This window comes from Pedobacter sp. (assembly GCF_035566355.1).
Classification (GTDB): Bacteria; Bacteroidota; Bacteroidia; order Sphingobacteriales; family Sphingobacteriaceae; genus Pedobacter.
In genome coordinates this window covers 1-14,044 of the sequence record NZ_DATMRL010000366.1, presented here as the reverse complement: position 1 = coordinate 14,044, position 14,044 = coordinate 1, and the positions used below count along the sequence as shown (strand labels likewise).

10 protein-coding genes are annotated in these 14,044 nt (G+C 43.4%); 5 read left to right on the top strand and 5 right to left on the bottom strand.

Annotated features, from left to right (window positions below):
* The 4 genes from VNZ46_RS14065 to VNZ46_RS14050 form a co-directional block, all read left to right on the top strand.
* On the top strand, nucleotides 1-1,373 hold a 1,373-nt coding region (locus VNZ46_RS14065), incomplete at its 5' end, for an outer membrane beta-barrel family protein (RefSeq protein WP_325560722.1).
* A 41-nt stretch (nucleotides 1,374-1,414) separates the two neighbouring features.
* Nucleotides 1,415-2,254 carry an AraC family transcriptional regulator gene (locus tag VNZ46_RS14060; RefSeq protein WP_325560721.1) on the top strand — a complete coding sequence of 280 codons (840 nt, stop codon included), beginning with the start codon at nucleotides 1,415-1,417 and terminating at the stop codon, nucleotides 2,252-2,254.
* Nucleotides 2,255-2,403: 149 nt separating this feature from the next.
* Nucleotides 2,404-2,919 carry a DUF2911 domain-containing protein gene (locus VNZ46_RS14055; RefSeq protein WP_325560720.1) on the top strand — a complete coding sequence of 172 codons (516 nt, stop codon included), beginning with the start codon at nucleotides 2,404-2,406 and terminating at the stop codon, nucleotides 2,917-2,919.
* Between the two features lie 10 nt (nucleotides 2,920-2,929).
* A complete protein-coding gene (locus VNZ46_RS14050) occupies nucleotides 2,930-4,447 on the top strand; it encodes a M28 family peptidase (RefSeq protein WP_325560719.1) in 1,518 nt (505 codons plus the stop codon).
* 35 nt (nucleotides 4,448-4,482) lie between these two features.
* Here VNZ46_RS14050 and VNZ46_RS14045 read toward each other — a convergent pair whose 3' ends face one another.
* The 5 genes from VNZ46_RS14045 to VNZ46_RS14025 are packed head-to-tail and all read right to left on the bottom strand — an operon-like array spanning nucleotide 4,483 to nucleotide 12,441.
* The gene (locus VNZ46_RS14045; protein ID WP_325560718.1) at nucleotides 4,483-5,571 is read right to left on the bottom strand and encodes a sialidase family protein; all 1,089 of its coding nucleotides are present in this window, start codon (nucleotides 5,569-5,571) and stop codon (nucleotides 4,483-4,485) included.
* A gap of 4 nt (nucleotides 5,572-5,575) precedes the next feature.
* A complete protein-coding gene (locus VNZ46_RS14040; protein ID WP_325560717.1) occupies nucleotides 5,576-6,721 on the bottom strand; it encodes a cellulase family glycosylhydrolase in 1,146 nt (381 codons plus the stop codon).
* Nucleotides 6,722-6,747: 26 nt separating this feature from the next.
* Nucleotides 6,748-7,833 (bottom strand): family 43 glycosylhydrolase, encoded by a 1,086-nt coding sequence (locus VNZ46_RS14035; protein WP_325560716.1) that lies wholly within the window; start codon nucleotides 7,831-7,833, stop codon nucleotides 6,748-6,750.
* A 19-nt stretch (nucleotides 7,834-7,852) separates the two neighbouring features.
* On the bottom strand, nucleotides 7,853-9,379 hold the full coding sequence (locus tag VNZ46_RS14030; RefSeq protein WP_325560715.1) for a RagB/SusD family nutrient uptake outer membrane protein: 1,527 nt from the start codon (nucleotides 9,377-9,379) through the stop codon (nucleotides 7,853-7,855).
* An 11-nt stretch (nucleotides 9,380-9,390) separates the two neighbouring features.
* On the bottom strand, nucleotides 9,391-12,441 hold the full coding sequence (locus VNZ46_RS14025; protein WP_325560714.1) for a TonB-dependent receptor: 3,051 nt from the start codon (nucleotides 12,439-12,441) through the stop codon (nucleotides 9,391-9,393).
* Between the two features lie 225 nt (nucleotides 12,442-12,666).
* Here VNZ46_RS14025 and VNZ46_RS14020 point away from each other — a divergent pair.
* Nucleotides 12,667-14,044, top strand: a 1,378-nt coding sequence (locus VNZ46_RS14020; RefSeq protein WP_325560713.1) for a ligand-binding sensor domain-containing protein, incomplete at its 3' end; no start/stop codon positions are given.

The following is a 14,044-nucleotide window of genomic DNA, read 5'->3' as shown; positions in this document are numbered from 1 at the left end:
GCCGGCATCATAATCTTACCAAAGGAACTGGAAACAATTATGATTTAAATTTAGATTTCACCAAAACGTTTCGTAAACCCGGCGAAGAACTGGTATTGAGTGCTGGATATGCCTATGGTATCAATGATAATTTTCAAAGTCTTCTCTCTGATATCTATGCTGTAAATGGACAAATAGTTCAAAAAAATCCGGCAATTCTTGACAACGAAAATAACAATCGCAATCATTATTACAATGTAAAAGCCGATTTTACCTTACCAATCGGACAGACCGGAAAAGTTGAGGCAGGCTATCGCAGTCAGATCCGGCTAGATTACAGGGACCAGCTTTCCTATAATTTCAGTGATACGACCGGTTATACGCCCAATTATCCATTTACCAGTACCTACAATAGTAAGAACCAGATCCATGCCCTTTATTTCAATTATTCAAACCAAATTAAAAATTTCAATTATCAAATTGGCCTGAGGGGCGAGGCTGCCAGCCAGACTGCAACAGTGAATGGTTATGACCCCGGGAATATGAAATACAGTACACCTATAAAAGTAACCAACAACAGGATCTATCCAGGCATCACCCTGGGAGAAAAATTTAGTAGCGAACAGTACCTGCAATTCAGTTATTCCCGTAGAGTAACGCGGCCAACGATGCGCAATTTAAACCCTTTGGTTGATATTTCTGATCCCGTGAATTACGATACCGGCAATCCCAACTTGCTGCCAGAGGACATTCATTTATTTGAATTGGGTTATACGAAGCACTGGAAAGCGGTTACACTAACCTCTGGCCTGTACCATCGCCGAACAAATGATCTGATCAGACATGTAGAAACTGATCCAGTAAATGGGGTGATTACCACCATCTCCCAGAATATACCTCATGCTTATACCACTGGTTTGGAGTTTATTGGCCGGTTTAACCTGGTGAAAGGATGGGATTTTACGGCCAACGCGAATATATACCAAAATAAAACGGAAGCGGCCCCGCAGTATGGAATTGATCAAAGCAGTGGGCTGAGCTGGAATACAAATATCACCAATAACATTTCCGTTGGCAGGAGTCTTTCGGTACAGGTTCGTGCAGACTATCACGCACCAGATAAGACTGCGCCCGATAGCAATCATGCCATCTATGGGATAGATGCAGGTGCTAAACTCAATATCCTGCACAATAATGCGAGCTTAACCCTCAATGGCAGGGATATATTTAATACTCGGAAATGGGGGTTTTTAAGAGAGAGTAATGCTGTTTTACTGGATTTTGAGCGCAGAACAACAAGTGCCAGGGCGAGTTTTACTTTTACGTATCGTTTTGGTGCAAGTATATTCAAATCTAAGAAAATAGAACATTCCAGTGAACTTAATGAAGGTTAATGGCCATTTGATTTTCAGCCCGTTTAATTAACTTTATACTTATGGTAAAAGAGAATTTGTATCAGCCTTTTGAAATTGACTTTAAGGAAGTGAAGGAGTTTCCTAAAGCCGTGTACAGGAATAATTTTTTTAAGCTCATTTATATTGTGGATGGGACCGGCATACAATACATTAACCAATATGATTTTAATTACCGGAAAGGGAACCTCTTTTTAATTACTCCGGAGGATAGTTATTCTTTTATCGTAGAGGAAAAGACTACTTTCTTTTTTTTGAGTTTCCATGATATTTATATCAGGCCAAAAGACAGCAGAGAAAATGACTGGGTGCAGCGTATGGAGTACATTCTCCAAAATGCAAGTCACCGTCCAGGCTGCATCTTAAAGAATAAAGTAGATAAACCCTTAATTGCCTCCTTGGTACAGGCCATTTTTAATGAGCATACCTTTTTACAGATTTACCATGTAAAGATCATACAACAGATTGTGAATACGCTCCTATTGGTGGTGGCAAGGAATATTGCACTGAAACTTCCGAAAAATGTCAAAGAAAATACAGGAGAAGCTGTGCTCGACATCCTGCATTATATTCAACAGAATATATTTGAACAGGGAAAATTAAGATCGGAAACCATTAGCCAGACCTTTGGCATTTCACTGACTTACCTGGGCCGTTATTTTAAAAAACAGACCGGTGAGACCCTGCAACAATACATCTCAAACTATAAACTGAGGCTGATAGAAACGAGGCTTTTACACAGTGACATGCGGATCAATGAAATTGCCAATGAGCTTAATTTTACCGATGAAAGTCATTTGCACAGAATCTTCAAAAAATACAAAGGACTGAGTCCGTCTGAATACCGGAAGAAGTACGCTTAAAGTACTCTAATACCTGTTGATGCCGGAAAATACGGGACTGAACGTACAGAATAAGTGTAGAATTGTACAAGTTAAGTCCTGGGCTTACTTGTAATTTTGTTTAGGCTCCATCTGATAATTCAGGAGATTTTTCATTTAAAAATAAAATTATGTACATCAAGAAAAGTGTAGTATTATTCCTCGCTGCAGGCCTTATTTCCGCAAGTGCAGTTGCACAAAATCCAAAACCACGTGTTAGTCCGCCCGAGACCGTATCGGGGAAAATTAAACAGGCAAAAATTATCATCAGTTACAGCAGTCCTTCTGTGAAGGGCCGTAAAATATGGGGAGAACTGGTGCCCTATGACCAGGTATGGCGGGCAGGAGCAAATGAAGCAACAACGTTTGAAACGGATCAGGATATTAAGGTGCAGGGAAAACTGCTTCCATCGGGAAAGTATAGTTTTTTTCTCCTTCCAAAAGAAAATATGACCTGGACAGCTGTTTTTAACAAAGAATCCAAACAATGGGGGGCCTTCAAATATGATGAAGCTAAAGATCAGTTGCGGGTAGAGGTTAGTCCGAAGGCATTAAAAGATATTCAGGAAAACCTTGTTTATAAAATCAATTCAAAAGGATTTTCTCTAAACTGGGAAAAAGTATCTGTACCGGTTTCCATCAAATAAAATTCCTCCTATGAAAGTAATTTGTGGCATTATGGTATGCCTTTTAAGTATTTCTTCTTTATCCGCTCAGGATAAACAAACGATGGCCAGATTGATAAATACTGATAATCTGAAAAAGAACCTGTATATCCTTGCGGGAGCAGAAATGGAAGGCCGTGAAACCGGAACCCCGGGACAAGTAAAGGCTGCCGGGTTTATAGCCGATTATTATAAACAGATTGGATTAGCTCCGGGAAACAACGGGAGCTATTTTCAAAACTATCCTTTGATCAAAGATAGTGTGGAATACAGTGTGATCAAGGTTAATGGCCAGGAATTTAAATATCATGCTGATTTTACCTTTCCGTTGACCTTGAATAAACAAGAAAAAGTTATCGCCTCAGAAGTGATTTGGGGAGGTTATGGTATTACAGATTCTTTATTCAATAATTTGGCGGGTATAGATGCAAGGGGGAAGATTTTATTGGTGCTGGGCGGAGCACCCGGTACACATCAATTATCGCGTTGGGGTAACTTTAGCGCTGGTACCAAATTACGGGCAATAGCAGCAGCAAAAGCAGGGGCAAAGGCTGTATTTATAATTGACTCTACTTTTTCTACTGCTCAGAACAAGTTTGCAGGCTCTATTTCTATCCGGCCTGCAGAAGAGAGTCGTACGGCAAAAGCGGTTACAAACGTATATATTATCTCCAAAGTCATCGCAAAAGCCATCGCTGGGGATCAATACGAGCACTTGATCCGGAAGGCAGGTCAGGTGGTCCCGGTTGACTTTCACAAAGCACTTCCCATCTCTGCAGTACAGTTGATGCACCATGAAAGCCTACAGTCCAGTAATGTTTTGGGCTATCTGCCAGGAACTGATAAAAAAGAGGAACTGCTTATTGTATCTGCACATTATGATCATCTCGGAATCCGGGAAGGAAAGACTTATTTTGGTGCGGACGACAATGCTTCGGGAACAGCATCTGTGTTGGAGCTTGCAGGCATTTTCGCTAAGGCAAAAGCCAGAGGGAAAGGACCGCGGCGCAGTATTCTTTTTCTGAATGTTTCCGGAGAAGAGGAGGGCTTATGGGGATCAGACTATTATACCTCGCATCCTGTATATCCGCTGGGCAATACGGTTGCAGACTTAAATACAGATATGATTGGCAGGGTAGATACTTTACATAGGCCAACAGACAGCAACTATATCTACATTATTGGCGACAACAAACTGAGTTCTGCATTGCGTCCTATAAATGAAAGCAACAATAATGCTTTTGCAAAATTGAAATTAGATTACAAATACAATGATCCTTTAGATCCGGAAAAGATCTATTACCGTTCAGATCATTATAATTTCGCTAAAAATAACATCCCTATTGTTTTCTTTTTTGATGGAATTAATGAAGATTATCACAAGTTTACAGATACGCCTGATAAAATCAATTATGGGCTTATGACCAAAAGGCTGAGACTTGTTTTTGACGATGCCTGGGATATTGCCAACCGGGAAGAAAGGTTGCCGGTAGACCGGCATGAAAAGTAAAGATTATTATTTTACTTCTGAGTGTCGGGCTGTTCTTATAAGTGGCGCTGAAATATACCCTTTCGGATGCTGATGATATGGCCGCCTTTTTTCCTGCCCAAAGAATTCACTGCCCCGATTTCATTTTTCCTGATCTCATATAAGGATGGCCAGGTGGTTTTTTTCCAGGCTTTGTCGATGGTTTTCCAGTTTAGGCCATAGTCATTGCTTATAGAAATATTGCTGTTGTTGGAAGTGACTATAAGGCTGCCATTCGTTAAAGCAAGGATATAAGGTGCAGCCAGCTGGTCTGGAATAGGGGAACCCAGTCCTCCGGGCCAGTTTATTCCATCTTTGCTGATCTTATAATAGACCTTGCAATCCTCTGGGCCGCAGATTTCATACACCACAATATACTTGTTGTTTTTCATTTTTGCCCATACCGGCATGCCTGGCCTGGATTCCGGGTGTCCTGGTTCATGCGCTACCCAGATCTCTTCTCCCCAGGTCTTCCCCTGGTCCGGGGAGATCTTCTGGGAAATAATCTGGCTGTAAGAAGGACTTTCTGTGACGTGTTTTTCATTGGCATACATCACGGACAGCCGGCCGTCGTTCAGAAAATAAAAATGGGGTTCATATATGCCTTTGTCTGGTTTACCCAAGGCGCCAGGTTTACCTTCATTTTGGTCTATTACACTCCATCTTTTCCAGGTTTTACCCAAATCATTGCTTTTGTAGACTGGTAAAATGTAAGACTCCTGCCAGCGCACAGAGCGGCAGGCCAGGAGAATACTTCCATCCTTGAGCTGGATCATCTGTGCATTGTCCAGATCTCTTCCCGGATCTCCCAGTTGTGCTGTTTTTTTCCAGGTAAGGCAACGGTCCTGGCTCACCGCAATTTCGAGGCGAAGGCCCCCTGTTGGATCTTTCTGGTAACCAGCATTGTCAGATACCGTATAAGCCGCCAGCCAGGTTCCATTCTTTAATTGCAGCAAACGTCCATACTGAGAGCCATAGGCGTTTGTTGTATCTGGCTGCACAGGCAGAATCTGCCCCCACTGAATAGGGGAGGCAGATTGGCAATACACCGCAAAGGGCAGGCTGAATAATAAATAAAACAGCGCAGATTTTATGCAGTTCATCATATGTTTAGTTTTTGGTAACTCCTGTCATTTGTTTAATAAAGTTCGTTTCTTCTGCACGGTAAGGTGTTCCGTCTTTTCTGAAAATATCATGAAACCATACCGGTGGTTCGCCGGTATATTTCTTTTGCCAGCTGTCCCAGGGATAGATGGTCTGAGATTTTCCATCTACAAAACCCCAGTTGATCATACCAACGTGATATTTTTTTGCAATAGGTAAAAAGCCTTCAAAAGTGCTCCCGTTTGGGCGGGCCATATATTCTGTACACAACATTGGCTTGTTGTAACGCTCGAGCTGTTTGATGCGGTTCTCAAAATCAGCAGGTTTATCATAATTGTGAAAGGAGATCACGTCAGATTCTTCCAGTTGCAGTTTTTGAATGGGTTTAAGTGCGGTATCTGAAGACCAGTCGCCCGCCCAGACTGCCGAGGTCAGAGGTTGGGAGGGTTGTACGCTCCTGGCCCATTCGAAGGTTTTTTTAAGTAAGGGGATGACGCGTTCTGCTTTCTCCGGCAGCTCTTCCTTTCCATAAGAAGAGTCATTGGTATTGTCTGGCTCGTTCCAAACATCCCAGGCCAGGATACGGCTGTCCTGAGCAAAATGGCTCACCAGACCTTTTACGTATTTTTCCAGCCTTCCATATTGTGTGGTGTCTTTTAACGCCTCCCGGCCAGGACTCTGTACCCATCCCGAATTGTGAACAAAAGGTTTTGGGGCTCTTTGTTTACCCGATTTTGGAAAAGGGTCCCAGCAGGAATCGAAGATGACAAATATAGGTCTGATGTTATGGGTTTTGGCGATACTAAGAAAGATATCTATCCGGTTTAAAAAGCCAGTGGAATCCTCCCGATAGGGCAAGTCGTGCAGGTAGACCCGCATGGTGTTCATGCCGAGTGATTGTGCCCAGCCCAGTTCCCGGTTGATGGTTATGGTGTCAAAGGTATCTTGCTGCCACATCTCCAGCTGATTGATTGCAGTGCTGGGAAGGTAATTTGAGCCAATCAGCCAGGGTTCACCATCATACCATTTTTTTGCCTGCGAACTGGTCCAGGCCTTAGGTTCTTTGGCAGCACTTGTTTTGACCTGTTTTTGTGTACAGGCCTGGAAGAAAATCACACTGAGCAGCAGCAATATTAAATTGTATCGTTTCATCTTTTTTAAATTATTAGGTATAGGAGCTATTTTTTATTGAAAACAGGTTTAGGCTGTGCGGTAGTTGACGGGGTACCATCCTTGATCTCGGGCCAGTCATTGTTCCAGGACAGCTTGTCCAGCATGAGTGCCCTTCTGTTGGCACCGCTGCTTACTACAGGATTTGCAATTTCTATGGCATGGTACAGGAACCAATCTGTTCCGGCATCATCTGTCATGATCTGGGCATTGTGGCCCGGACCGGCAAAACGGTTGTTCCTCTGGATCAGCAGAGTGCCATTGTCCCGGATATTGATGTCATTTCCATCTTTATCCAGATAGGGGCCATGCAGGTTTTCAGAACGGGCTACCCGCACCTGGTAAATACTTGCAGCGCCATCACAGCAATTGTTCTTGGATCCAAAGAAATAGTAGTATTTACCTCTCTTATGGATCATTACCCCCTCAAAGTCGCCTGCTGCGATTTTGAATTTAGCTCCCGGATCAGGAACAGATTTGCCATCTGCTGACAATTCCACGCCCCAGGTGCCATTATTCGGTGCAGAGCTGTAGCTTCCGAAAAGCAAATATTTTTTGCCGCCGTCTTCTACATAACAGGGATCTATGGCATTGGCTACGCCAATTTCGCTGCTCAGAAAAAGCTTTCCTAAATCGGTAAAAGGGCCAGCCGGATCTGATGCAATGGCCAGACCTATACCGGGATTACTGTCTGCCCAAACAGAATAAGCGTAGTACATGTAATATTTCCCGTTCATATAGTTTACATCCGGTGCCCAGATTCCGCCATTTTGTTTCCATGTCGGTTTTGTACTAAAGGCATCCCGTGTAAAGCTCCAGTCTGCAAGGTTTGAAGATTTAACCACGGCCACAAGATGGCTGCCTTTTCCGTCTCCCCAGTTGTCTTCTGTTCCGTAGGCATAAAAATTGCCGCTGACAGGATCCTTCAATACGGAAGGATCTGCCAGAATGGGCATGAAAACAGGGTTCATATACGAGTTTTCCGGTAATTTAGGCGGAGGTGTTACCGGAGGGTTTTGCGTTTTACCTTGCTTTCCGCAACCGGCCAGCAAGATCAGAAGCAGTGCACAGGAAATATTGGGTCTGATCATCATTCTTAAATTTAAGTTTTTATTAGTATCCAGGATTTTGTTTCAGGTTTTTATTGTTCTCCACCTCCAGTTGCGGCAATGGCAGTCTGATGCTTTTGCCCACAATAAAGTTTTTGAAGTCAGGATCACGCTGGGCTACTTTGTCTACGCCTTGCTGGGTATCCAGGTCTCCCCATCTTTTTAAGTCGGCCCATCTTACGCTTTCACCACAGAGTTCGAGCATTCTTTCTGTTTTGAGCCTTTCCCTGAAAAGGTCTTTGTTGGTGCCAATAGTGGGATAAGCTGTGGCGAGATCAGCCATATTGGAGCGACTGCGTACCCGGTTCACATAGGTATAAGCATCGGAAGTCTGTCCCAGTTCATTCAGGGCTTCGGCATACATCAGTAAGACATCTGCATAGCGGATTACCCGGTTATTGACTTGATTGTAGTAATCCTCATCGTTGCGGTAATAGTCGCGGGAGTATTTTTTGAACCAGGCTTCGTTGGCATTCCACTGCCAGCTGCGACCATAGGTTTTGTCGCCAAAATCGGCTTCTGAGGCTGGGTAGAATAAGGTGTAACGTAAACGCTGGTCAATTTTCCCGTCTTTGGTCTTCTCTTTTTTAAACTCATCCACCATCCAGTACCTGGCCTGTCCGTCAGACCAGCCAATAGAGCGTGGGGCAAAGAACTGGCTTCTGTTGCTGCCCATATTGGCATTAGGTCCGTCCCCTTCCGCTGTTTTATTGGCGTCGGAAAACTGTATTTCAAATACAGATTCTTTGTTGTTTTCCTGGGTTGCCCTAAAATTCTCTTTATAATCGACCAGATCGTAATAGCCTTTTCCCGCTCCCGTAACCAAATAATCAAACGCGGTTTTGGCCTCTGCCCATTTGCGCTGTTGCATATAGGTTTTTCCCAGCAATGCCATTGCTGCACCTTTTGTTGGTCTGCCCACATTGGCATTGTCCCATTGATCCGGAAGTACAGCTGCAGCTTCGTTAAGGTCTTTTGCCACCTGGGCAAAAACTTCGGTCACTGTATTTTGCTGCGGCAGATCGGCAGGCTCCGATGGTTGTAGCACCAAGGGGACGTTTTCCCACAATACGGCTGCATAGAAATAATAGAAAGCCCTTAAGAATTTGGCCTGGGCAAGGATCTTCTCTTTTTTTGCTGCATCAGCAAACTGGATGTTAGGTACATTGGCCAAGACCTGGTTGCAGCGGAACACAGCCTTGTAGGTGTCTCTCCAGGTGTTCACATTTCCTTCCCAAAAATTGTAATTCACATACTGGAAACGTGTCCAATCTCCAAGTTCTATCCATGGGCTGTTGCTGAAACCTTCATCTGAAGTCAGGTCTAGCCTGAAATAAATCCAGCGGTTCCATACACCATTCTGGTAGAACATGGCGTAGATAGAGTTGACCCCATTCTGGGCATCACTTTCTGTTTTCCAGAACTGTTGTTTGGTCAGGGTATTTGGATTTTTCTGGTCCAGTAAGTCTTTCTTACAGGAATATAAAACGGCAGTAGTTAATGCCAGTATGATAATAATGATCTTTTTCATGATAGTCTAGTTTAAAATCCGAACTGTAAACCAAGTGAATACATTCTTACGTTAGGAAATGCACCGAAGTCATAACCTTTTTCAAAAACACTTCCGTTGCTAAACTCAGGATCAAGCCCTGTATACTTGGTGAACGTGATCAGGTTTTGACCTGAAAGTGTTACACGGGCATTCTGGAAACCTATTTTTTTTACCACAGATTCCGGGACTTTATAAGAGAGGCTGATATATTTCATCCTGAAGAAACTGCCATTTTCCAGCCAGCGGTCTGAATCACCCCGGGAATTAAGGGTAGAACCATAGTAGGCCCGAGGCACATTGGTATTCGGGTTCTCTGGTGTCCAGGGCTGTATACCTGCTCTATAATTGGAATTGTCGTCAAAGCGGTCCATAACGCTGCGGGGGCCATTAAACACCTTTGCACCAAAAGAACCAAACCAGTCCATATTCAATTCAAAGCCTTTATAAGAAGCGCTCAGGTTTAAACCAAGCTCATATTTAGGCCATGGGCTGCCTACCACTACTTTATCTGAATTGGTGATCTGTCTATCACCGTTATTGTCTTTAAAACGGATATCCCCAGGCTTGGCATCAGGTTGAATGAGCTTGCCTGCTGCATTTTTGTAATTGTTTACCTCGTCCATGCTTTGGAAAAGGCCATCTGTTTGCAGCACATACCACATGCCAATTGGCTGGCCCACCTCGGTTACCGTATTCCCAACATAAATGTTGTTCCTGTTATAGCCAAAATCCAGTGCCTTATTGCGCAGCAGGGTAAAGTTGGCGCTTGCAGAATATTTAAAAGGCGTGCTGTCTTCCCTGTATGCTGCAGAAAATTCAAACCCTTTGTTCTGGAGTGTGACACCATTTACCCTTGGATTACCACCATCATTTCCGGTGGTTAATGCAATTGGAAACCCAAACAACACATCTTTGGTTGTGGCAATGAAATATTCTGAACTTACGGTAAGTTTATTGTTCAGAAACGAGGCATCAAAACCATAGTTCTGCTGGGTCAGTTTTTCCCAGTGAAGATTGTCATTGGCCAGTTTTACCTGTATAGCCCCGGGCTCTATATGCTGGTCTGTGCCCATTGCAATCGTAGAGAGAGTATTGATTACCCCTATGTAATCATAGTAATCCGTATTGGAACTCCCCAATGTGCCGTAGCTGGCCCTTAATTTCAAGTCATTGATCCAGCTGGAAGTAAAGAAATCTTCCTTGCTGATCCTCCAGGCAGCTGAAACAGAGGGGAAGTTACCCCATTTATATCCAGGTCCAAACCTGGAATTACCATCTCTTCTCATCACGCCGTTTAGAAGGTATTTGTCTGCATAATTATACTCTAAGCGACCGAAATAGGAGATGAGATCAGATCTGTTCTTGAAGCCGCCCAGCTGGCCCTCATTACCTTGATCGAGCACATTGTAATAGCCTCCGTCTGGGTTGGCCAGCAAGTTTCTTTTGGTTCCCCAGATCTGTGCATAGTCATCCCGCTGGTAGGATTGGCCAGCAATCACATTTAAGGTATGTTTCCCCAGTGATTTGTTAAAAGTTAAGGTGTGCTCAATCAGTTTGGTAGAGAAATTTGCCCGGTTCTCATTGGCAATAGCCGGATCAAGCGGTTGATTTAAAGTCCAGTTTCCCCGTTTCCTGAGATAAGTATAATGATCGTTGCTGCTTTCATAACCTAAGTTTAAGCGATATTTCAACTCAGGAAGAAATTTAAGTTCGGCCCATACATTACCCCGGATCCTTTGATTTTCATTCGTACGGTCTTCCAGATCGGCAATGGCTACCGGATTGGTTCCGAAGGTTCTGGCTTTGGCCTCATCGCCGTATCCATAACCACCTGGGTTTGCTGGATTGTATACGGGGATGGTCGGCAAAAGTCTGATCACATCAATAATCGGGTTTCCAGACATCTCGTCGCTTTTGGAATTGGTAATTGCAAGATTTTCGCCTATGCTGAAAATTCCTTTGGTGCCCTGGGTATTCACACGCAGGCTATACCTGTCAAAGCCTGTACTGATCACTGTACCCTTGTTGCCAAAATATCCTGCCGAAACCAGGAAGGAACTGCTTTTGCCGCCGCCAGAAAAACTAGCGGTGTAATCTTGTACATTACCGGTTCTAAAAGCAGCGTCCTGCCAGTCGGTATTGGTACTCAGGTCTAATTTCTGCCGGGTCACATTGGCATTGTCATAAGCCATAAAGTTTAGCTTTGAAAATTCTTCAGTTGCGGCGAGTTTATAGCGGGGAATGGTTTGTACACTGGTTTTTCCGGAGAAATCTATTTGCAAAGGGCCTTCTTTTCCTTTTTTTGTGGTGATGATAATGACCCCGTTTGCGGCCCTTGATCCATAGATGGCAGCTGCTGATGCATCTTTCAGAATCTGGATCGATTCGATATCATTGGGATTAAAGTCTCTGTTGGCTGATGTGATCAGTCCGTCAATCACATATAATGGATTGGAATCAAAAAGGTTTTTAAGGCCTCTGATCTGGATCTGGGCTTCAGATCCAGGCTGCCCGCCTCCACGCACCTTAATTCCGGAAGCCTGGCCCTGGAGGGCCTCTGCAACTGTTGTCGCTTGTTTCTTCTGTACATCAGATGCTTTTACCAGAGATATGGCACCAGTCAGGTCTTTCTTTAATTGCGTACCATAACCAACCACTACAATTTCATTAAGGGCATTGGATTCCTCTGTCAATTTTACATCAATCGCCCTACGTCCTGAAATATCAATCTCTTGCGTGACATATCCGATCATAGAAAAAACAAGAGTTCCTTTTTGCTCCTGTGAGCGGATGCTGTAATTTCCTTCTGCACCTGTCATCGTACCGGTTGTCGTGTTCTTCAATTTAACAATTGCACCGGGAAGTGGATTTCCGCTCTGGTCCATGACCTTACCTGTTATGGTCATGGTGTTTTGTGCCTTGCCCGGCATGCAGAAAAATAAAAGGAGAAAGACGAAGCTCAGTACCGGGAGGAATTTTCTTCTGAAAAGCGCCCTGATACACGCACCAGCTTCCTGTTGCTGCAGTAAATAATTTTTCATAATTTTTTAGGTTTAATTTGGTTATATGCTTGCCGGACGAAACTGTATAACAGCCGAACGACAATCCAAAAGGAGTTAATATTTTTTGATTATACGGATCAACTTTTTGTCAATTCCGCTCATAATGCGTTAAATAAAGCGGTTTACATCCATTTTCTAAAGATGCTTTTAGAATTACAGCATTTGATCTGTATCTTTAAACTGAACCAAATTAAACCCCCGATTTTGAAAAGAACAATTTTCCTGTTGCTCCTTTGTATGGCGTCTATAGGTCAGGCCATCGGACAGTCTTATAGTTTTAGAAGTTACCGGGCAGAAAACGGTCTTTCCTATAATTCTGTGATCTGCAGTGTACAGGACAGCAGGGGATTTATGTGGTTCGGAACCAAAGATGGACTGAACAAATTTGACGGCTATACTTTTAAAGTGTTCAGAAATGACAAGAAGAATCCGAAAAGTATAGGCAGCAATTTCATCCATAGCATTTATGAGGATCAACATAAAGTAATCTGGGTAGGAACCCTGAAGGGACTGTATCAGTACAATGCTGAAACTGAAGAATTTACTTTGCTGAAGCCCTCCCTGAACAGTGATATCAGGGATGTTAAAGCGGACCATGAAGGAAATATCTGGTATATCGCAGGAGATAACCTGAGCCGGTATAACCAGAAAACCGGTACAGTGGAGACCTATCAGGAGCGGGAATTCTTTAACGCAACGTCTATTTGTATCCGTACAAATGGAGAAGTATGGATAGCCACTGCCTGGGGAGATCTGCAACAGTACGATGCCCGGCACAATTCATTTAAAGCCTATAATGTATTTCATCAGTCTAAACCTGTCATTTCAAAATGGATAGATAAAATTTACGATACCGGGCAAAACAGCTTGCTGGTAGGGACTTCCAATCAGGGCGTGAAACTTTTTGATCTCGGTACCAAAACCTATAAAGACATCCTGACGTATAGCCCTGCTGATCAGACTGAGATTTATGCCCGTGATTTTATACGCTATTCCGAACAGGAATATTGGATTGCTACAGAATCAGGCTTGTTTATTTACAATATGGCTACGGGTAAATACCTGAATTTGCGTAAGAAGCATGGTGATCCCTATTCAATTTCGGATAATGCAGTATATACCTTTTGCAAAGATAAAGAAGGAGGGATCTGGCTGGGAACCTATTTTGGGGGGCTCAACTATTATCCCAAACCCTATATGCCCTTTGAGAAATTCTTTTTTAATGAAGGTGCCAACTCCCTTTATGGAAATGCTGTCAGAGAGATCACCAAGGATGATTTCGGCCATCTGTGGATTGGTACAGAAGATGGGGGACTGAATAAATTTAATCCACAAAATGGGCACTTCGAACATTTTAGCCCGGATAAAAAATCAGGTAGTGTTTCCCATTACAATATTCACGGGCTTTTGGCCGATGGAAAAGAACTCTGGATCGGGACTTTTGAACGTGGTCTTGACGTTCTGGATATTCCCTCCGGCAAAGTAATCCGGCATTACGTGGCCGGACCCGGACCTGGAAATTTGAAAAGTAATTTTATTGAAAGTCTCTGTAAAACGAGAGCTGGCAAAATCCTGGTCGGAA